This is a genomic window from Bradyrhizobium sp. URHC0002, from assembly GCF_054059515.1.
Window position 1 is genome coordinate 1,904,074 of the sequence record NZ_JBSSCF010000001.1, and the last position, 20,041, is coordinate 1,924,114.

Below are 20,041 nucleotides of genomic sequence, written 5' to 3' on the forward strand. Positions count from 1 at the left end.
AAGCCGGCCTCGTGGCGTGTTGACAGCGCTCCCCGCCCACATAGAATACCTCTTACGTGCCGCCCTTAAGAGGCGGCACGTTTCGTTTTCGCAAGACCGGCCGTTGCCGCGTTCGCGCCCATGCAGGCGTGTGCTGCGCGGCAGGTCTTGAAAGCGGGTCTCAAACCTTCAATGCAAACCATTTGTGATCGCCATGACCAATAGCGCCACGTCGCATCTGCTCCCCGTCTTTGCCAGGGTCGATCTCGGCTTCGAGCGCGGCGAGGGCGCTTGGTTGACCGCCACCAATGGCGATCGCTATCTCGACTTCACCTCAGGCGTTGCGGTGAACGCGCTGGGTCACTGCCATCCGCATCTGGTCGCGGCGCTGCAGGAGCAATCGACCAAGCTCTGGCACATGTCGAACCTGTTCAAGAGCCCGGACGGCGAGAAGCTCGCCGCGCGGCTGTGCGAACAGAGCTTTGCCGACCTCGTGTTCTTCTGCAATTCGGGCGCCGAGGCGATGGAGGGCGTGATCAAGGTCGTGCGCCGCTATCAATTCTCCAAGGGTCATCCCGAACGCTATCGGCTCGTTACCTTCGAAGGCGCGTTCCATGGCCGCACCCTGGGCACGCTCGCAGCCACCGGCTCCGCCAAATATCTCGAAGGCTTTGGCCCGCCGATGGATGGTTTTGACCAGGTGCCGCACGGCGATCTCGAAGCGGTGAAAAAAGCGATCGGCCCGCACACCGCGGGCATCCTGATCGAACCGGTGCAGGGCGAGGGCGGCGTGCGCTCCGCGCCGCAGGCGTTCTTCAAGGCGCTGCGTCAGCTCTGCGACGAGAAGGGCCTGCTGCTGGCATTCGACGAGGTGCAGACCGGCATGGGCCGTACCGGCGATCTCTTTGCCTACAAGCGCGTCGGCGTGACGCCGGATGTGATGTCGCTGGCCAAGGCACTGGGCGGCGGTTTTCCGATCGGCGCGGTGCTCGCGACCGCGGAAGCCGCAAGCGGCATGACGCCCGGTTCGCACGGCTCGACCTTCGGCGGCAATCCGCTGGCGATCGCGGCGGCCAATGCCGTGCTCGACGTGATGCTGACGCCCGGCTTCTTCGACCACGTACAGAAGATGTCGCTGCTGCTGAAACAGAAACTGGCCTCCGTGGTCGACCGCTATCCCACCGTGCTCTCGGAAGTGCGCGGCGAGGGGCTCCTGGTCGGCGTCAAGGCCGTGGTGCCGTCGGGCGATCTCGTCAATGCGTTGCGCGACGAGAAATTGCTCACCGTCGGCGCCGGCGACAATGTGGTGCGGTTCCTGGCGCCGTTGATCGTGACCGAGGCCGAGATCGGCGAGTCCGTTCAGATGCTCGAGCGCGCCTGCGCCGCGCTGTCGGGTAATCAGTTGAAGAAGGCGGCGGGGTGATGAGCAAATCGGTCCGTCACTTCCTCGACATCAGCGAACTGCCGCCAATGGAGTTGCGCAACATGCTGGCCTTGAGCGCCGACATGAAGGCGAAGCTCAAGGCACATGACAAGGGCAAGAAGCCGCTCGAAGGCAAGACGCTGGCGATGATCTTCGAACGTCCCTCGACCCGTACGCGGGTGTCGTTCGACGTCGGCATGCGCCAGCTCGGCGGCGAGTCGATCATGCTGACGGGCGCGGAGATGCAGCTCGGCCGCGGCGAGACCATCGCCGACACCGCGCGCGTGCTGTCGCGCTACGTCGATGCGATCATGATCCGCATCCTCAATCACGATGCGCTTCTGGAACTGGCCGCGCACGCCACCGTGCCCGTGATCAACGGGCTGACGCGGCGCTCGCATCCCTGCCAGGTGATGGCCGACCTGATGACCTTCGAGGAACACCGCGGGCCGATCGAGGGCCGCACCGTGGCCTGGACTGGCGACGACAACAACGTGCTGGCGTCGTGGGCGCATGCGGCGGAGCGTTTCAAGTTCCAGCTCAATATCGCGACCCCGCCGCAGCTCGCGCCGAACAAGGCGATGAAGGACTGGATCAAGGCGACACAAGCCCCGATCGTGCTCGGCAACGATCCCGAAGCCGCCGTTCGCGGCGCCGACTGCGTCGTCACCGATACGTGGGTGTCGATGGGCGACAAGGACGGCGAACACCGCCACAACGTGCTCAAGCCTTATCAGGTCAATGCCAAGCTGATGTCGCTGGCCAAGAGTGATGCGATCTTCATGCACTGCCTGCCCGCCCATCGCGGCGAGGAGGTCACCGACGAGGTGATCGACGGCCCGCAATCGGTGGTGTTCGACGAGGCCGAAAACCGCCTGCACGCGCAAAAGGGCATATTGGCCTGGTGTTTTAACGAAGGGGCGTAGCTCACTCCGTCGTCCCTGCCTGGTGCGCAATCGCTCACGGGCGCAGGGACCCATACCGCGTGATCTTTCGATTGTTGCGGTGTGGCAGACGCCGTGCTTCACAATTGGGCCCTGTGGCTATGGGCCCTGCGCCTGGTGCGCAATTGTGCATCAGGCAGGGACGACTCGTGGAGGTGGTTTCGCTCTCTTCAACCCCCTTCAATTTTCCCTCTTAGCCCCCAGATAAAGCGCCATGGATTCACAATCAGACGCAAAAACCACGACCGAGGCGCCCGTTCGCGCGCCGTCGTCCGTTCCCGTCGATGACGCGGTGCTGCCGTTCGAGGTCGCAGAACTCGACCTGCGCGGCCGGCTGACCCGGCTCGGTCCCGCACTCGACGACATCCTGACCAAGCACGATTACCCCGCACCGGTCGGAAAACTGCTCGGCGAGGCGATCGTGCTGGCGACGCTGCTCGGCTCGGCGCTCAAATTCGACGGCCGCTTCATCCTGCAGACCCAGACCAACGGCCCGGTGTCGTTCCTGATCGTGGATTTCCAGTCGCCGGACCGCCTGCGCGCCTATGCGCGCTATGACGCGAAGCGGCTGAAGGACGGCCAGGATTCAGGCGCCCTGCTCGGCAAGGGTCATCTCGCGATGACCATCGATCAGGGGCAGGACATGAGCCGCTATCAGGGCCTGGTGGCGCTCGACGGCGGCGGCCTCGAAGAAGCCGCGCATGAATATTTCCTGCGCTCCGAACAGATCCCGACCCGCGTGCGGCTCGCGGTGGGCGAGGAATGGCGCGGGGGCGACGGACCGAAACATCGCTGGCGCGCCGGCGGCATGTTGTTGCAGTTCTTGCCGAAGGCGCCGGAGCGGGCGCGGCAGGCCGACCTGCATCCCGGCGATGCGCCGGATGGCGCGGTGACACATTCCGTTGCCGAAGATGACGCCTGGGTCGAGGGCCAGTCGCTGATCGGCACCGTCGAGGATGTCGAACTGATCGATCCGGATTTGTCGGGCGAGCGGTTGCTGTACCGGCTGTTCCACGAGCGCGGCGTGCGCGTGTTCACGCCGCTGCCGTTGCGCGCGCAATGCTCGTGCTCGCGCGACGCCGTCTCCGCGATGCTGAAAAGTTTTGCCGCGAAAGACCGCGCCGAGATGGTCAAGGACGACAAGGTGGTGGTGACCTGCGAATTTTGCTCGTCGGTCTACCAGTTCACGCCGCAAGAAGCGGGTGTGGAGGAATAGCGCGACGATATTGCTCTAGCTCAACAACGTGCGGACCTTGGTGGCGGCATCATAGATTTCGATCTGGAGCATCGGATAGGCCGACTTCAGTTTCCGGCCCGCGGCTTCGGCAGCCTCGGCACTGGCAAACTCCGACTTGAAGTGGCCGTCGACAACCGTCACGAAGCCCTCGGTAGGAGGCCGGTCGGCGCGCGGGGCTTTTTTCGGCTCCGGCTCTTCGAGGGAGAGAATGGGTTTTTTCATCATCGGTCCTTTTGGAGGGGCGCGGCGATAACACCGGGCCTGGTCGTCGGCTCAATTCGAAGCTGTCCGAACGAATGTTAGCACGATTTGGCGTGCCGGTTGACCAACCGCTCCGGGCGATGTGAGTTCGCATCCGAAAAAGCCGCGGATTTCTCCGCGGCTTTGCTCGTATTAAGACTGTCATCGGCTTTCTCAGTAGCGGTCGGTACCGATTCCGACGCTGACACCAGGCGCGCGGATGCCGATGCCGGGACCTTCATCGTAGCCGCGCCGCTCGATATAGCGCTCGCGGCGGGGAGCATATCCGTAGGAATCGCTGTGCTCGCGGATAATGACACGGCGCTCACCACGCTCGCGCCAGCACTGGCCGGCCTCGTTGCAAACCATGCGAACATTTTGAATGTTGCTCTCCGGAGCGGCCGATACATTCGGGGAAAGCGGTGCTGCGGAAGCGGCCGTCACGAGAAGGGTACTTGCGCCGGCGGCCAGATAGATCGCGAGTTTTTTCATGATGGCTCTTTCCAAAAGTAATTGTGTCAGGAAGCCAACAGGCTGGCACGACAATGGTTCCTGCAGCGGGCGGTTTATTGTCACCAAACGCACGTGACGAGGTCTCGATAGCGCCGTGCCACCTCTATCGTCGATCGTGCTTCTTGGTGGTGGGTACGCTTCCGCCTTCGCTCGTTGAGCTACGGCGCGACAAGTCGCTTTGCTCGTTCAGCCGTCATTGCGAGCGCAGCGAAGCAATCCACCTCTCCGCGTGCTGCGCCATGGATTGTTTCGCTGCGCTCGCAATGACGGGGAGAGAACGATGGCCCAAGAATCTGTAGCCTGGATGAGCGTAGCGATATCCGGGGCCGGTGTTGCGTGCGTTCCGGATGTCGTTTCGTTCATCCGGGCGACAGAGGACGATGCGTTGCCTCTAGTTCAACACCCGCCTGTTGTCCGGGCTGTCCAGCGAGAACGTCGGCACGTCGATCTCGAATCTCTCGCCGCTTTCGTTGACCATCTGGTAGCGTCCGGTCATGAAGCCCGAGGCGGTCTGCAGCGGCACGCCGGAGGTGTATTCAAAGCGCTCGCCCGGCGCGAGCACGGGCTGCTCGCCGACCACGCCCTCGCCGCGGACTTCCTGCTTGCGGCCGGTGGCGTCGGTGATGATCCAGTGCCGAGTGCGGAGTTGCACGGTCTCGGCGCCGGTATTGGTGATGACGATGGTGTAGGACCAGAAATACTGACCGCGATCGACCGACGAGCGCTCGGGGAGGAAGTTCGGCTCGACGGTGACTTCGATCTGGCGGGTGACGGCGCGGTACATGCGGGCAAGCTTCCGGAAACACTGTTCCTCATCATAGCCAAGAATGCCGGGGGAACAATCGCCGGTCCGCCGGGTTTGCCGGTTGTTTGATCGCGGTTTCAACATAGTTCCCTTCTAGAGCGCACCCGCGCGCGGTCTGGCCCCGTATCTGTTCGCGTATCTTGTGCGCAAGTTGCGGGCCGATATTATCTTTCCCGGACAGTGCACGCCTGAAAGCTAAACTAACGGTGCCAGATGTCGTCCATTGCCGATCCAGTTGCCGGAACTACCCTCAGCGATAGCAAGGCCGCGGCGCTGTCCGCGCCGGCGATTGCGCTGCCGGTGGCCGGCGAGCGCGAATTGCGGCTCGACCTGTTTCGCGGAATGGCGCTGTGGCTGATCTTCGTCGATCATCTGCCGACCAATTTCCTGACCTGGTTCACCATTCGCAATTACGGATTTTCCGACGCCACCGAAATCTTCATTTTCATCTCCGGCTACACCGCCGCCTTCGTCTACGGCCGCGCGATGCTGCAGGCCGGCTTCGTGGTGGCGACCGCGCGGATCCTGCGCCGGGTCTGGCAGATCTACGTTGCGCATGTGTTCCTGTTCACGATCTTCCTCGCCGAAATTTCCTACGTCGCGACCCGTTTCGAGAACCCGCTCTACAGCGAGGAAATGGGCATCATGGATTTTCTCAAGCAGCCTGACGTAACGATCGTGCAGGCGCTGCTGTTGCGCTTCCGTCCCGTCAATATGGACGTGCTGCCGCTCTATATCGTGCTGATGTTGTTTCTGCCGATCGTCCTGTGGCTGATGAAGTGGCGGCCTGACGTGTCGCTCGGGTTATCGGTGTTGCTGTATGCGCTGACCTGGCAGTTCGACTGGTACCTGACGGCCTATCCCGGCGGCTTCTGGATCTTCAACCCGTTCGCCTGGCAGTTGCTGTTCGTGTTCGGCGCCTGGTGCGCGCTCGGCGGCGCCGCACGGATGTCGCGGATCCTGTCGTCGCCGGTGACGATGTGGATCTGCATCGCCTATCTGACGTTTTCATTCTTCGTCACGTTGACCTGGCACATACCGCAGCTCAGCTTTCTGATGCCGAAGCGGCTCGAACAGTGGATGTACCCGATCACCAAGACCGATCTGGACGTGCTGCGGTTTGCCCATTTTCTGGCCCTGGCGGCGCTCACCGTGCGCTTCCTGCCCAGGGATTGGCCGGGGCTGAAATCGCCCTGGCTGCGACCATTGATCCTGTGCGGCCAGCATTCGCTTGAGATATTCTGTCTCGGCGTCTTCCTCGCCTTCGCAGGGCATTTCGTACTGGCCGAGGTTTCCGGCGGTGCCGTCACACACGCCCTGGTCAGCCTTGCCGGAATCCTCATCATGTGGGGCGTGGCCTGGGTGATTTCGTGGTACAAGCATTCGGCCGACAAAGATGCGTCCAAGACCAAGCGCACGGGCGGGAATGCCGATATGGCGGGAGGGAGCGTATGAGGCCCGGTTCTGGAGCCGTACTGGCCCTGTCCCTGCTCGCCGGTCTTGCGGCTACCGGTTTGGCGCGCGCCGAGGATGCCCCCCCGGCCTCATCCCAAGCCTCACCCCAGGCCTGTGAAGTGCCGACCTATCTCCTGAGCACCGAAAGCCTGTTGCCGAAGGTCACCGACGCTATCAAGAACGGCCGGCCGCTGACCATCCTTGTGGTGGGCAGCCGTTCCTCGACCATCGCCGCTTCGGCCGACAGCGCTTATCCCGCTAAATTGCAAGCCGCGCTGAAGGAGAAGCTGCCCTCGATTCCGGTCAATCTATCCGTAGAACTACAGCCCGGGAAAACCGCGGAGGAAACTGACCCCACCCTCGTTAAGCTGGTGGAAGCAAAAAGGCCTACTTTGGTCATCTGGCAGACCGGAACCGTCGATGCTATGCGGTCCGTCGATCCCGACGATTTTCGCGGCGCCGTCGGCGAGGGGATTGTTGCACTGCAAAACGCGGGTGCCGATGTGGTTCTGATCAATCCGCAATACAGCCCGCGCACGGAGACGATGATTTCTGCGCCGCCGTACCTAGATAATATGCGCGTGGTCGCGCAGCAGCATAATGTTCCGCTGTTCGACCGCTTTGGTATCATGCGTCATTGGAACGACGCCGGAGACTTCGACCTGTTCAGTACCGTTCATGGCCCCGACATGGCCAAACGGGTTCATGCTTGCCTCGGCCGCGCACTGTCGAAATTTGTGCTCGATGCGGCCCGCCTGGACCAAGCGCAGCAGAATTAGGGAACTAGCCTTAATGAGCCGTCACTACCCTTTTTGTTTGTCGACATTACCGACCGTCTGCGCCGTGAGCCTGGCGCTATTGATGCCCGCTTCGGTGTCGCCGCTGCTTGCCCAGACCGGTCCGCAACAGACCGCGCAGCAGGCGGCGCTGTCCGACCGCGCCAAAACTGAAACCAAGACCGAACAGAAGCCCTCGGCTGAAAGCGCGCCGCCGCAAGCCGCGACGACGGCTGCAGCCAATCCAACGGCTCAGAAGGGCATCACCGGCAAGGCGATCGATAAGGTGAAAGAGGTCGCCAAGTCCGCCGGCGACATCTTCAGCCGCGTACCCTGCCTGCCGCCGAAGGGCGCCTCCAAATCGATGGGGTCGCTGCCGCGCGTCGCCAGCGAACTCGTCGCCGGTCAGCCGGTGATGATCGTCGCGTTCGGATCGTCATCGACCGCCGGCTACGGCGCGACCTCGCCGGATTTCAACTATCCCAACCGGCTCGCCGCGCAATTGCGCCGGCAATATCCGACGGCCGACATCTCCGTCGTCAACGCCGGCAAGGGCGGCGAGGATGCGCCGGAAATGATGAAGCGGCTGCAGACGGCCGTCATCGACTTGCAGCCGGACCTGGTGATCTGGCAGGTCGGCACCAACGCCGTGCTGCGCAACCTCGATCCGGGCGAGACGGCAAAGCTCGTCGAGGAAGGTATCGCGCGCATTCAGGCGGTTGGCGCCGACGTCGTGCTGATCGATCCGCAATATTCGCCGAAGGTCAACGAGCACGCCGAAAGCGCCGGCAGGATGATGAAGCTGTTGAACAGGACCGCCGAGCTTCGCAAGGTCGGCCTCTTCCCGCGCTTTGCGGTCATGAAAGACTGGCACGAGCGGCAGGCGATCCCGATCGAGAATTTCGTGATTGCCGACGGCCTTCACATGAGCGACTGGGGCTACGCCTGCTTCGCGCAACTGCTCGGCGACGACATCATCAAGTCGGTCGGCCAGATCAAGCTCGGTGTCAACGTGCCCGCGGACGTGCGGGCGTATCGGCCGATGTAGCCTGTCGTCCCTGCGAACGCAGAGGTGAGTAGGGTGGGCAAAGGCGCGCTAGCGCCGTGCCCACCATTCTATCCGAATGCACGTTGCGAGATGGTGGGCACGCTTCGCTTTGCCCACCCTACACATCCGCCCCTCACGCCTTCTCCAGCGCCGCCTCGAAATCCTCGATCAGGTCATCGGCATGCTCGAGCCCGGCCGAGAAGCGGATGAAGCCCTCGCTGATGCCGAGTTCGGCGCGCGCCTCCGGCGTCAGCCGTTGATGTGTCGTCGTGGCGGGATGGGTGACGAGGCTCTTTGCGTCGCCGAGATTGTTGGAGATGCGCGAGATCTGCAGCGCGTTGAGGCAGCGGAACGCGGCCTGCTTGCCGCCCTTGACCTCAAAGCCGATCAGGGTGGAGCCGGCGCGCATCTGCTTCTTCACCAATGCTGCCTGCGGGTGATCCGATCGCCCGGGATAGATCAGCCGTGAGATCTTCGGATGTTCGGCGAGCGCATTTGCCACCTTGGCCGCCGTCTCGGTCTGCGCGCGCACGCGTACCGCCAGCGTCTCCAGCCCCTTCAGCAGTACCCAGGCGTTGAACGGCGAGAGCGACGGGCCGGTATGGCGCATGAAGTTATGGAGGTGCTCGGCGATGAACGCTTCCGAGGACAGGATGATGCCGCCGAGGCAGCGGCCCTGGCCGTCGATGTGCTTGGTGGCGGAGTAGACCACGACGTCGGCGCCGAGCGAAAGCGGGCTCTGCCAGATCGGCGTGGCGAAGACGTTGTCGACGATCAACCGTGCGCCGCCACCGTGCGCGATCTCGGCAATCGCCGGGATGTCGAGCACGTCGAGCGTCGGATTGGTCGGGCTCTCCAGGAAGAAGGACTTGGTGTTCGGCCGCAATGCGCGCTGCCACTGGTCGAGATCAAGACCGTCGACCAGCGTCGTCTCGATGCCGTAGCGCGGCAAGAGATCCTGCACCACGTAAAGGCACGAGCCGAACAGGGCTTTCGAAGCGACCACGTGGTCGCCGGCCCGGAGCGGTGCGAGGATCGCGGTCGCTACCGCGGCCATGCCGGTCGCGGTCGAGCGCGCGGCTTCCGCGCCCTCGAGTTCGATCATGCGACGCTCGAACATATCAATCGTCGGATTGGAATAGCGCGAATAGATAAAGCCGGGCTCGTGGCCCTTGAATCGGGCCTCGCACTGCTCCGCGCTATCGTAGACGTAGCCCTGGGTGAGGAACAGCGCCTCCGACGTCTCGCCGAATTGCGAGCGCAGCGTGCCGCCATGGACAAGGCGGGTTTCGGGACGGTAGCGCTTGGTAGAACCAGTCTCAGACATGTGACCTCCGTCGTGACCATTGGAAAATGGTCACAAAAAACCGGCCTGGAAAAATTTCCACAGGCCGGGATCACACGTGTCCCCGGCCTGTTTAGCTACTTATTTAACGTGGCTGCAAGCCGGCCGGCTCAAATCACCACGGGATAAGTCATGCTGATATTACCTCGCGCCCTTCCCGTCAAGGCGGCCATCGGATAACCCCTAAAAGCCCATATTTAAGAGGTTTGGATGCTATTTGGGCCGTATTGAGGATCGCGCCGTGCCGTTCAAGCTTCCGCCCGACGCCAACGGAATTCTGCCCGACCGCATGATCGCGGCGATGACGGATGCGGGCCTGATCCTGCCGGAATATCCCTTTGTCGAAAGTCAGATCCAGCCGGCGAGCCTCGATTTGCGGCTGGGCAACATCGCCTACCGGGTCCGCGCGAGTTTCCTGCCCGGTCCCGGCGCCACCGTCGCCGAGCGCATCGACGAGTTGAAGCTGCACGAAATAGATCTTTCCGACGGTGCGGTATTGGAGACGAATTGCGTCTACATCGTCCCGTTGCTGGAAAGCCTTGCGCTGCCGCCACAGATCGTGGCGGCCGCCAATCCGAAGAGCTCCACCGGGCGGCTCGACGTGTTCACGCGCGTGATCGCCGACGGCACCCGCCGCTTCGACATGATCGGCGCCGGCTATCACGGCCCGCTCTATGCCGAGATCAGCCCGAAGACGTTTCCGGTGCTGCTGCGCGAGGGCTCGCGGCTCTCTCAGGTGCGCTTCCGCACCGGTGACGCCATCCTCAACGCCGACGAACTCGACGCACTGCACGGCGCCGAGCGGCTGGTCGATATCGACGACGCGGATTTGGCCAATGGCGTCGCGTTGTCCGTCGATCTTTCCGGCGAAAACACGTCAGGCTTCGTCGGCTACCGCGCCAAGCGTCACACCGGCGTCGTCGATATCGACCGCCGCAGCGGCTATGCCGTCGATGAATTCTGGGAGCCTATTCCGGCGCGTCCCGACGGCAGCCTCATTCTCGATCCCGGCGAGTTCTACATCCTGGCCTCGAAGGAAGCCGTGCAGGTGCCGCCGGATTACGCCGCCGAGATGGTGCCATTCGATCCGCTGGTCGGCGAATTCCGCGTGCATTACGCCGGATTCTTCGATCCCGGCTTCGGCTATGCCGGCGCGGGCGGAAAGGGCTCGCGCGCCGTCCTCGAAGTGCGCTCGCGCGAAGTTCCGTTCATCCTCGAGCACGGCCAGATCGTCGGCCGTCTGGTCTACGAGAAAATGCTGTCGCGGCCCCACGCCTTGTACGGCCAGCGGATCGGCTCGAACTACCAGGCGCAGGGGTTGAAGCTCTCCAAGCATTTCCGGGTGTAGCCCCGCTACCGGGCGGCCGGCCCGACCGTCTTGCGGCGCATGAGCGCTGCCTCTCCTGACAATCGCGGTTCCCTTTCCTGGCCACAGCGATCATTCTGAGCCCGCTACGGGAGCGATGGCATGGACTCCGGCGATAGCCCGCCTGTTACGAATCTCGCGTTCTTCGCGAAGCGTCAGCGGACGCTGCTTGCCGAATTCATCGATGCCGCGATCGATCATCTCTCTCCGGCGCGAATCCTGGTCGTTGCCGCGGCCGGCAAGCCACCGGCCAGCGGCAGCAACGTGACGACCCTGTGCCGGACCTATTCGGATCTGGCGTTTCTCGATGTGCCGATTTCATTCGCGCAGGTCGAACGCCAGATCGAACGCTGGCTCGAACTCGAAGGGTCGGCGACGGAAACGATCCTGGCGATCGACATGGGATGGGGCCTGGAAACGAACTCGGCGGCGGCGAATTTCGAGCACTGGACGCTGGTGGCGCACAGGCTTTCGTCCAGGCCCGGCATCCGCGTGGTGTCGCTCTACAATCGGAGCCTCCTGATCGATGAGCAGTTGCTCGCCGCGTTGCGCGGGCATCCGGCGATCCTGACCGCCAAGGGGGTGGCCGCCAATCCGCACTGGCTGCCGGCCAACCTTCTCACCCAGGGCACGCTGCGCCAGCAGATCGACCACTGGCTCGGGGAGATCATATCGGATCCCTCGGATCTGCCGGCCGCCGCGATCCATGCGGCCGAGGGCGCCGACCCCATGTGGTTGCTGCGGCGTTCGGCCGAGGAGCCGGTCGAGGCCTATTTCGACAGAAGTGACCGCTGGAAGATCCGCTGCTTCGGCCGCTTGCGGATCTATCGCACCGACGGCAGCCAGGTGAACTGGGAGATTTCCGGCGGCGCCACCCGCAAGAGCAAGACGCTGTTTGCCTACCTGCTGCAGAAAGGCGGGCAGGGCGGCACGACGGACGAATTGTGCGACCTGTTGTGGCCGGAGGCGGACAAGGTCGAGACCGCACGCAACCGGCTTTATCACACCGTCAAATGCCTGCGGGAAGCCTTGCAGGGCAAGCCGGGACGCGGCGCCGGCATGCGCGAGCATCTGCTGCGCGACGGATCGCGCTACATTCTCGTGCCGCCGGAAAGAAGCTGGCTCGACATCTCGACGTTCGAGCAGCTCTGTCGCCAGTCGCACAGCCACATCAAGTCAGGCGCAAGCGACGAAGCGCTGATCTGCCTGCATGCCGCCGACCGGCTCTACACCGGCGATCTGTTCGAGGACATTCCCGCCGATTACGCCGACAACACCGAGCACGACTGGTGCTGGTCGAAACGCTATTGGCTGCGCGACATGTTCTTCAAGGTGCAGCGCGACGCCGCGTGCATTCACCGCGAACGTCAGGATTTCTCGACCGCGCTGGCGCATTGCCAGAAAGCGCTCGCCATCGATCCCTTGTGCGAGATTGCCCATGAAGAGGCGATGCGGGTGTTTCGCGCGCAGGGGCGGCGGGAAGCGATCGATCGGCAATACAAGCTCTATCGGGACTCGCTGCGGCATTTCGACGATCGGCCGCAAAGCGCCTGGCTACGTCAGGTCTATCGGGAGCTAGCGGACCGAAGCTAGTGGTGGCGGCCCATTAATGTACTGGTTTCATTCGAGTTTTTGGCTAAAGAAAAACCAAAGATCGAGCTGTATCCTCTCAAGAAAAAAACACCCCCAACAGGGCTCATGGAGGAGACGATGGCGACGGTGACGGCCGCAAAGGGCTGCCCTTTTTCAAACGCATCGATTGATTTCGATCCGTTTGACATCACCGATCCGTTCGCCTTCTACGAATGGGCGCGCGCCGAAGCGCCGGTCTTCTTCTCCGAAGAACTGCAGTATTACGTCGTCGCCGGACACGCCGATATCAAAGCGGTGTTCGAGGACTGGCGGACGTTTTCGTCGGAGAACGCACAGGCACCGCTGCGTCCCATGTGCGCGGAGGGCAAGCGGATCATGCAGGAGGGCGGCTTCACCGCCTATTCCGGTCTCTCCGCCCGCGTGCCGCCGGATCATACCCGTATTCGTAAGCTGGTTCAGGGCTGCTTCGGCCCGCGCCGCTTCAAGGCGATCGGGCCGCAGATCAGGCAGATCGTGACGCACGCACTCGACGCTATCGTCGGCAACGGCAAGGCCGAGTTCGTCCGCGAGTTCGCCTACGATGTCCCGGCCTTCGTGCTGTTCAAACTGGTCGGCGTGCCGGACGCCGATGTGGCGAAGGTCAAGGCCTGGGCGGTCAGTCGCGCGCTCCTGACCTGGGGCAATTTGTCGGACGCGGAGCAATTGCCGCACGCCCGCAACATGGTCGAATACTGGAACTATTGCCGCGCCCTCGTCGCGCAGCGCCATGCGAGCCCGTCCGACGATCTGCCGGGCGATCTCATTCGCCTGCAGAAGGAGGGCGCCGAGATCAGCGATGACGAGATCGCCGGCGTTCTCTACAGCGTCCTGTTCGCCGGCCATGAGACCACCACGACGCTGATCGCCAACGGCTTACGCGAATTGCTGCTTCACCGCCGCAACTGGGAGGCTCTGGTGGCAAACCCGGCCCTGATTCCCGGCGCCGTGGACGAAATCCTCCGTTTCAGCCCCTCGATCGTGGCGTGGCGGCGGCGCGCGCTGAAAGACGCCGAGATCGGTGGCGTCGCCATCCCAGAGGGGGCGGACATATTGCTGCTGCTCGGCTCCGCCAATCGCGACGAGGCGGCGTTCTCCGAGCCATCGCGCCTCGACATCACACGCACGGATTCGCGCGGCCATCTTGCCTTCGGCTATGGAATCCATTTCTGCGTCGGCCAGCAACTCGCCAAGATGGAGCTTGCGATTGCGCTGGAAGAACTGACGCGGCGAATACCGGACGTGAGGCTGAAGGCGAAACAGACCTTCGGCTTCGTGCCCAACAGCTCATTCCGTACTCCCACCGAACTTCACATTGAATGGGACGCGTCTCGGCCTTCGTGAACAATAGTGCCGCCGCCGTCGTCTTGAGGAGACTGAAGATGCTAAGGGTTCCAGACGCCAGGTTCATTGTCGCTTTCGACAGGGCGTCCGAGGCTGACAGCGCCCGCATGGGCGGCAAGTGCGCGAGCCTTGCCCGCATGATCGCGGCCGGGGTGAACGTGCCCAATGGTTTTGCGATTACCACCGACGCCTATGCCGAACACCTCGAATCCGACCGCCTGCGCAGCAGGGTTGAAACCCTGATGCGGTCGATCGACATCGGCAATGTCGATGACGAGGAAGAAAAATCATCGGAGATCCGCCGGCTGATCATGTCGGCCGCGATGCCGGCGGGCGTCGAGGCTGAGATCCGCAGGGCCTATCATGCCATCGCGGAGGACGACGATCTGCCGGTCGCGGTGCGGTCTTCCGCGACCGCCGAGGACATGCCGGACGCCAGCTTCGCAGGTCAGCAGGATACCTATCTCTGGATTGTCGGCGAGGATGACGTCGTCGAACGGGTCAAGGCCTGTTGGGCCAGCCTGTTCAACGCCCGTGCGATCTCCTATCGCGCAAAGAACGGGCTGGGGTGGCTCGACGCGCAGATGGGTGTCGGCGTGCAGAAGATGGCCGATGCGGCGGCGGCCGGCGTCGCCATGACGCTCGATCCCATCACCGGCAATCGTACCCGGATCGTGATCGACGCCGCCTTCGGCCTTGGTGAGCCCGTCGTGTCAGGCGAAATCACACCCGACAATTTCGTGGTCGAAAAGGTGATGCTCGAGATCCTCAAGCGCAAGATCGTCGAGAAGGATAGCGAACTGGTGGCCGACCGCGCGGCGCGCCGGACGGTTCACAAGGTGGTCGAAGCCGCGCGCCGCTCGCTGCCCTCGCTGAGCGATGCGCAGGTGATCGCGGTCGCCCGCCTCGCCAAGGCGCTCGAGAAGAGCATGGGCTGCCCGCAGGATGTCGAGTGGGCGATCGATCGCGATCTGCCCGACGGCGAAAATGTCGTCATCCTGCAAAGCCGGCCGGAGACGGTCTGGAGCCGGAAAAAGACGGAGCGGGAAAAGCCCTACACGGTGGGAATCGAGGGCGTGCTCGGCGCGCTGCTCTCACCGCTCAGGGTCAAGCCATGAGCAGGCGCACGATCGATCAATAGCTGGCGGCCAAAGTGGGGAGAAACGAATGACGACGCATGTGAGATTTCCCAGTCCTTACGACATCAAGGCCCCGCAGGGCGCGGAGGACTGGAAGCGCCTGTATCCCTATTATCTCGTCTTCCAGGACAATCTGAAACAGAAGGAGGAGAGCAAGTTCTGGTTCTGCGACAGCCAGCACTGGCCGACCCCGTTCAAGCCTTTCGACGCGGTGACGGTGGAATTCGCCGTCAAGTGCCTCGGTCAGTACAACACCCGCCACTACATGATTCCGCCGGCCAATGGCGTCGATTACCGGATCCACAACGGCTATTGCTACATGAGCCCGGTCGCCGTCGCGCCCGAACTCATCGCCGGCCGTGTGCCGCAGTTCATGGAACGCGCAGGCTACTACTTCCAGAACTGGGACAGCCTGCTCGCCAACTGGGACAAGAAGGTCCGCGCCAACATCGCGGCACTCGAAGCGCTGCACTTCGAGAAGCTGCCCGACGTGGTGCCGCTCGACTGGGTCACCGAGGGCGTCGGTCTCGACAACACCTACGGCGTGATGGAGACCTACGACCGGTCGATCCAGCTTCTCTACAAGACCTGGCAGTACCATTTCGAGTTTCTGAATCTCGGCTACGCCGCCTATCTGGATTTCTTCGGCTTCCTCAAGGGACAGTTTCCTGAAATTCCCGACCAGGCGATTGCCAAGATGGTGCAGGGGGTCGATGTCGATCTGTTCCGGCCCGACGATGAATTGAAGAAGCTGGCCAAGCTCGCCGTGCAGCTCGACATCGCAACCGCGCTTCGGACCGGCACGGCTGACGCGGCGCTGGCGGCGGTCGCGCAACGGCCGAACGGCCAACGATGGCTCGAGGCGTGGAAGCAGGCGCAGGACCCCTGGTTCAATTTCACGTCCGGAAACGGCTTCTATTCGACCGACAAATACTGGATCGAACACCTCGATATCCCGCTCGGCTACATCAGGGACTATATCGCCCGCCTCGAAAAGGGGGAGGAGATCGACCGCCCCACTGCAAAGATCGCCGCCGAGCGCGACCGCATCACGAAGGAGTATGCCGAATTGCTCGACGCGGACGCCCGCGCCGCGTTCGAAGGCAAGCTCGGCCTTGCGCGCACCGTGTTTCCCTATGTCGAGAACCACAATTTCTACATCGAGCATTGGTCGATGGGCGTGTTCTGGGCGCAAGATGCGCGGACTGAGCCGTATCCTCCACGAGGCCGGCTTCTGGGAACAGCCCGACGACATGTTCTATCTGACGCGGCAGGAAGTCCGCGACGCGCTGTTCGACTACGGCAATGCCTGGGCGGTGGGCACCGATCCGGTTGGACCCGATTACTGGCCGGCGGAGATCGCGAGCCGCAGGAAGATCATGGCGGCCCTGGCGACGCAGTCGCCGCAGCCGGCGTTGAACGAACCTCCCGCCGTGATCACCGAGCCCTTCACCATCATGTTGTGGGGCATCACCACCGAAAGCGTCGGCCGTTGGTTGAACGGGTCTGCCGACAAGTCGGTGCTGACCGGAATGGCGGCGTCTCCGGGCACCGTCGAAGGTCGCGCGCGCGTGCTGCGGTCGGCCGAAGATCTCGGTCTGATCGAACCCGGAGAAATTCTTGTTGCCCCGGTTACGGCGCCGAGCTGGGCGCCGGTGTTCGGCAAGATCAAGGCGACCGTCACCGACATCGGCGGGATGATGTCGCACGCGGCGATCGTGTGCCGCGAATACGGCCTGCCGGCCGTGACCGGCACCGGCAATGCGACCACGTCAATCAAGACCGGGCAGATGCTCCGCGTCAACGGCTCGACGGGCGAGGTCACGATCCTGTCCTGACGAAAAGCAACGGCGTGGCGGCGAAACCGCCGCCACGCGAAACGGAATCCTGAATATGCTGACGAGATTCGATACACCCGGCCGCTACGATGCCGTCTGGCGTGAAGCCGAACCCTATATGCGCGCCCGCAAGAACGACGTGCATATCCCGCTGTCCTTTGCCTTCGCGCAGGCACTGCTGAAGCTTCATCCCGACGCCGACGAGGATATCGTTTCGCTCGCCATCCTGCTGCACGACATCGGCTGGTGGTCGATCGACATGACCGACATCATCGAAAAAGGTTTCGGACCAAACATGATGCAATCCGACGTGCGCTTCCTGCATGAGAAGGAGGGCGTGCGCCTGTCGCGCGAAGTTCTGGCGAACACCGGCTGGCCCGAGCCTGTGATCGCGGCCGTCGGCGAGATCATCGACGGCCACGACACGCGGCCGTATCCCCGTTCGCTCAACGACCGGCTGGTGCGCGATGCCGACAAGCTCTGGCGCTTTACGGTCACGGGTGTCGCCGTGGCCAGCGATTGGTTCAAGCTCAATCCCCGCCAATATGCCGATCGCCTTGATGGTCAGTTTGCGCTGCTCGAAACCGATGCCGGGCGAGCGATGGCGACGCAGGAACTGGCCGCGACCAGGCAGGCCCTGATGCTTCATTTGATCTGAGCAGCAGCCGATGGGTGGGCTCGAACTAGGCGGCAAGCGGGTTATCGTCACCGGGGCGGCGGGCGGCCTCGGCCGTGCCTTTGCCGAGGCCTTTGCTGCTGCCGGCGCGAGCGTGGTCGCTGCCGATATCGACGTTGCCGGCGCCGAAGAGACGGCGCGATTGATCGCGGCGAAGGGCGGCCGGGCGCTTCCGCAGGCCGTCGACGTAACGGACCTCGCGTCGGCCGAGCGGCTGGCCCGTGTGGCGCATGATGGCCTCGGCGGCGCCGACGTGCTGGTGAACAATGCCGCCGTTTATGCCGGGCTGCAGCGCACAAGCTTTGAGTCGATTTCCGAAGCGGAATGGGACCGCGTGATGAGCGTCAACGTGAAGGGCACCTGGATCATGACCAGGGCCGTCGCGCCGCTGCTCCGCGCGTCCGGCGGCGGCGCGATCGTCAATGTGTCGTCCGCGACGGTCATGAGCGGATCGCCGATGTGGTTGCACTACGTTTCCTCAAAGGGCGCGATCATCGCCATGACCCGGGCGCTCGCCCGCGAACTCGGCGACGATAACGTCACGGTCAACGCGATCGCGCCCGGCCTTACACTCACCGGCGCCAGTCTCGGCCTGTTGGACAATGCTGCCGAATACGGCGTGACGCGGGGCGCGCTGAAGCGCGCTGCGGTCAGTGGCGACATCGTCGGCGCCGTGCTGTTTCTGGCTTCTCCGCACGCGACCTTCGTCACCGGCCAGACGCTCGTGGTCGATGGCGGCCGGCAGTTTCTCTAGCGTTCAGGCCGCGATGCTCACCGCGATGCCGATTTCGCCGCCGGCGTGACGCGCCAGATCGTGTTGCCGACGTCGTCGGCGACCAAGAGCGCGCCCTGCTTGTCGAGCCGCACGCCGACGGGGCGGCCCTGCGCCTCGCCTGTCTCGTTGAGGAAGCCGGTCAGAACGTCCTGCGGCGCACCTGAAGGCTTGCCGTCCTTGAACGGAACGAAGATCACCTTGTAGCCGGCACGCGGCTTGCGATTCCATGAGCCGTGCTGGCCGATGAAGGCGCCGCCTTCCATCGCCGGCGGAAACAAATTGCCGGTGTTGAAGGCGAGTCCGAGCGAGGCCGTGTGCGCGCCGAGCGCATAATCCGGGGCCATCGCCTTCTGCACCAGGTCGGGCCGCCGCGGCTCGACGCGGGTGTCGACATGATCTCCGTAATAGCTGTACGGCCAGCCGTAGAACGCGCCGTCCTTCACCGAAGTCATGTAATCGGGAACCAGATCGTTGCCGAGTTCGTCGCGCTCGTTGACGACGACCCAGAACTCGCCGGTCTTCGGATTCCAGGCCGGGCCGTTCGGGTTGCGCAAGCCCGAGGCGAATACGCGCCATTGGCCGCTGGCGCGGTCGACCTCCAGGACCGCGGCGCGGTCCTTCTCGGCCTCCATGCCGTTTTCGCCGACATTGCTGTTGGAGCCGACGGTTGCGTAAAGTTTCGTGCCGTCCGGACTTGCCGTGAGGTCCTTGGTCCAGTGGTGATTGAGCGTGCCGGCGGGCAGGTCCGCAAGCTTGACGCCGGGGGCGCTGATCCTGGTGGCGCCGGTCGAATAGGGGAATTTCATGATCGCATCGGTATTGGCGACATAGAAATCCTCGCCGACCAGCACCATGCCGAACGGCGAATTCAGCCCGCTGAGGAAGGTGCTGCGTGTTTCGGCGACACCGTCGCCATCGGCATCGCGCAGCAGCGTGATGCGGTTGGCGCTCGGAACCCCGGCGCCCGCCCAGCTCTGCGCCTGCTTGTAGATATAACCCTTGATGCCCTTGCCGTCGTCCGGCTTCGGCGGCGCGTTGCTTTCGGCGACCAGCACGTCGCCGTTCGGCAGCACATAGACCGTGCGCGGATGATCGAGCCCGGTGGCGAAGGCGGCGACCGTCATGCCATTGGCGGCGGTCGGCTTGGCGCCGTCGGGCCAGCGGTTGACGGACGCGATATCGACCGTCGGGATCCATGAATGTTCCGGCGGCGGCAGGGTGGGCGAGGGGCCATAGCTCTGCGCCACGGTCGCGGTGTCCTTGGGGTCGTTACAGGCGGCAAGCGGCAGCGCCAGTGCGCCGACACACAAAGCGAGGTGGATGTTCTTGCGCATGGCAGGGCTCCTTGAGGGATCTCGCCATTGACAATGCGGTGCGTGCCGGAACGTTCTCGGCCCGGCATGAATTCCCCGTGAAACGGCCCGAAATAGCGGTCCGCCTGCAATCCCGCAGGCCCCCAATGCGCCGGGCGCACGTGGAATCACCCCCCGCCGTGCTAGGAAGCGGCGC

General features: G+C 63.5%; 18 protein-coding genes, 1 pseudogene and 1 riboswitch. Of the genes and pseudogenes, 14 read left to right on the top strand and 5 right to left on the bottom strand.

The annotated features are described in order from the left end of the window. Positions 1–193 precede the first annotated feature (193 nt). The 3 genes from ACVWVY_RS09000 to ACVWVY_RS09010 all read left to right on the top strand — a co-directional run bounded on the left by ACVWVY_RS09000 (position 194) and on the right by ACVWVY_RS09010 (position 3,562). A complete protein-coding gene (locus tag ACVWVY_RS09000) occupies positions 194–1,402 on the top strand; it encodes an acetylornithine transaminase (protein WP_456626044.1) in 1,209 nt (402 codons plus the stop codon). Beyond that, the gene (argF, locus tag ACVWVY_RS09005; RefSeq protein WP_456626045.1) at positions 1,402–2,328 is read left to right on the top strand and encodes an ornithine carbamoyltransferase; all 927 of its coding nucleotides are present in this window, start codon (positions 1,402–1,404) and stop codon (positions 2,326–2,328) included. The genes ACVWVY_RS09000 and argF overlap by 1 nt, the downstream gene beginning before the upstream one ends. Before the next feature lie 232 nt (positions 2,329–2,560). Continuing rightward, the gene (locus ACVWVY_RS09010) at positions 2,561–3,562 is read left to right on the top strand and encodes an Hsp33 family molecular chaperone (RefSeq protein WP_456626046.1); all 1,002 of its coding nucleotides are present in this window, start codon (positions 2,561–2,563) and stop codon (positions 3,560–3,562) included. Positions 3,563–3,577: 15 nt separating this feature from the next. Here ACVWVY_RS09010 and ACVWVY_RS09015 read toward each other — a convergent pair whose 3' ends face one another. The 3 genes from ACVWVY_RS09015 to apaG all read right to left on the bottom strand — a co-directional run bounded on the left by ACVWVY_RS09015 (position 3,578) and on the right by apaG (position 5,120). Further along, on the bottom strand, positions 3,578–3,805 hold the full coding sequence (locus ACVWVY_RS09015) for a hypothetical protein (protein WP_456626047.1): 228 nt from the start codon (positions 3,803–3,805) through the stop codon (positions 3,578–3,580). A gap of 192 nt (positions 3,806–3,997) precedes the next feature. After that, positions 3,998–4,315, bottom strand: coding sequence for a hypothetical protein (locus ACVWVY_RS09020; RefSeq protein WP_456626048.1), 318 nt, complete (start codon positions 4,313–4,315; stop codon positions 3,998–4,000). A 412-nt stretch (positions 4,316–4,727) separates the two neighbouring features. Continuing rightward, on the bottom strand, positions 4,728–5,120 hold the full coding sequence (gene apaG, locus ACVWVY_RS09025; protein ID WP_456626049.1) for a Co2+/Mg2+ efflux protein ApaG: 393 nt from the start codon (positions 5,118–5,120) through the stop codon (positions 4,728–4,730). Between the two features lie 234 nt (positions 5,121–5,354). Between apaG and ACVWVY_RS09030 the strand changes: the two genes are divergently transcribed. The 3 genes from ACVWVY_RS09030 (at position 5,355) to ACVWVY_RS09040 (ending at position 8,420) form a co-directional block, all read left to right on the top strand. Continuing rightward, complete coding sequence (locus ACVWVY_RS09030; RefSeq protein ID WP_456626050.1) at positions 5,355–6,596, top strand: OpgC domain-containing protein; 1,242 nt, start codon at positions 5,355–5,357, stop codon at positions 6,594–6,596. Then, a complete protein-coding gene (locus ACVWVY_RS09035) occupies positions 6,593–7,375 on the top strand; it encodes an SGNH/GDSL hydrolase family protein (RefSeq protein ID WP_456626051.1) in 783 nt (260 codons plus the stop codon). Before ACVWVY_RS09030 ends, ACVWVY_RS09035 begins: the two co-directional genes overlap by 4 nt. 82 nt (positions 7,376–7,457) lie before the next feature. Continuing rightward, positions 7,458–8,420 carry an SGNH/GDSL hydrolase family protein gene (locus ACVWVY_RS09040; RefSeq protein WP_456626052.1) on the top strand — a complete coding sequence of 321 codons (963 nt, stop codon included), beginning with the start codon at positions 7,458–7,460 and terminating at the stop codon, positions 8,418–8,420. Positions 8,421–8,553: 133 nt separating this feature from the next. Here ACVWVY_RS09040 and ACVWVY_RS09045 read toward each other — a convergent pair whose 3' ends face one another. Further along, positions 8,554–9,747: an O-succinylhomoserine sulfhydrylase gene (locus tag ACVWVY_RS09045; protein ID WP_456626053.1), complete on the bottom strand. Its 1,194-nt coding sequence runs from the start codon at positions 9,745–9,747 to the stop codon at positions 8,554–8,556. 70 nt (positions 9,748–9,817) lie between these two features. Then, positions 9,818–9,897, bottom strand: a riboswitch (SAM riboswitch). Positions 9,898–10,006: 109 nt separating this feature from the next. Between ACVWVY_RS09045 and ACVWVY_RS09050 the strand changes: the two genes are divergently transcribed. The 8 genes and pseudogenes from ACVWVY_RS09050 (at position 10,007) to ACVWVY_RS09085 (ending at position 18,511) form a co-directional block, all read left to right on the top strand. Further along, positions 10,007–11,113: a 2'-deoxycytidine 5'-triphosphate deaminase gene (locus ACVWVY_RS09050; protein ID WP_456626054.1), complete on the top strand. Its 1,107-nt coding sequence runs from the start codon at positions 10,007–10,009 to the stop codon at positions 11,111–11,113. A 120-nt stretch (positions 11,114–11,233) separates the two neighbouring features. Then, positions 11,234–12,724: an AfsR/SARP family transcriptional regulator gene (locus ACVWVY_RS09055; RefSeq protein ID WP_456626055.1), complete on the top strand. Its 1,491-nt coding sequence runs from the start codon at positions 11,234–11,236 to the stop codon at positions 12,722–12,724. Positions 12,725–12,841: 117 nt separating this feature from the next. Next, positions 12,842–14,104 (top strand): cytochrome P450, encoded by a 1,263-nt coding sequence (locus ACVWVY_RS09060; RefSeq protein ID WP_456626056.1) that lies wholly within the window; start codon positions 12,842–12,844, stop codon positions 14,102–14,104. A gap of 38 nt (positions 14,105–14,142) precedes the next feature. Next, complete coding sequence (locus ACVWVY_RS09065) at positions 14,143–15,222, top strand: PEP/pyruvate-binding domain-containing protein (RefSeq protein WP_456626057.1); 1,080 nt, start codon at positions 14,143–14,145, stop codon at positions 15,220–15,222. 49 nt (positions 15,223–15,271) lie between these two features. Continuing rightward, positions 15,272–16,375 (top strand): annotated as a pseudogene (locus ACVWVY_RS09070) (PEP-utilizing enzyme); the annotation flags it as partial. Positions 16,376–16,775: 400 nt separating this feature from the next. Next, a complete protein-coding gene (locus ACVWVY_RS09075; protein WP_456632152.1) occupies positions 16,776–17,081 on the top strand; it encodes a PEP-utilizing enzyme in 306 nt (101 codons plus the stop codon). 55 nt (positions 17,082–17,136) lie between these two features. Further along, entirely contained in the window at positions 17,137–17,739 is a 603-nt protein-coding gene (locus tag ACVWVY_RS09080; RefSeq protein ID WP_456626058.1) for an HD domain-containing protein, read from the top strand. Positions 17,740–17,749: 10 nt separating this feature from the next. Then, the gene (locus tag ACVWVY_RS09085) at positions 17,750–18,511 is read left to right on the top strand and encodes an SDR family NAD(P)-dependent oxidoreductase (protein ID WP_456626059.1); all 762 of its coding nucleotides are present in this window, start codon (positions 17,750–17,752) and stop codon (positions 18,509–18,511) included. A 17-nt stretch (positions 18,512–18,528) separates the two neighbouring features. Here the strand turns inward: ACVWVY_RS09085 and ACVWVY_RS09090 are convergent, their stop codons facing one another. Beyond that, positions 18,529–19,866 carry a PQQ-dependent sugar dehydrogenase gene (locus ACVWVY_RS09090; RefSeq protein ID WP_456626060.1) on the bottom strand — a complete coding sequence of 446 codons (1,338 nt, stop codon included), beginning with the start codon at positions 19,864–19,866 and terminating at the stop codon, positions 18,529–18,531. Positions 19,867–20,041 lie beyond the last annotated feature (175 nt).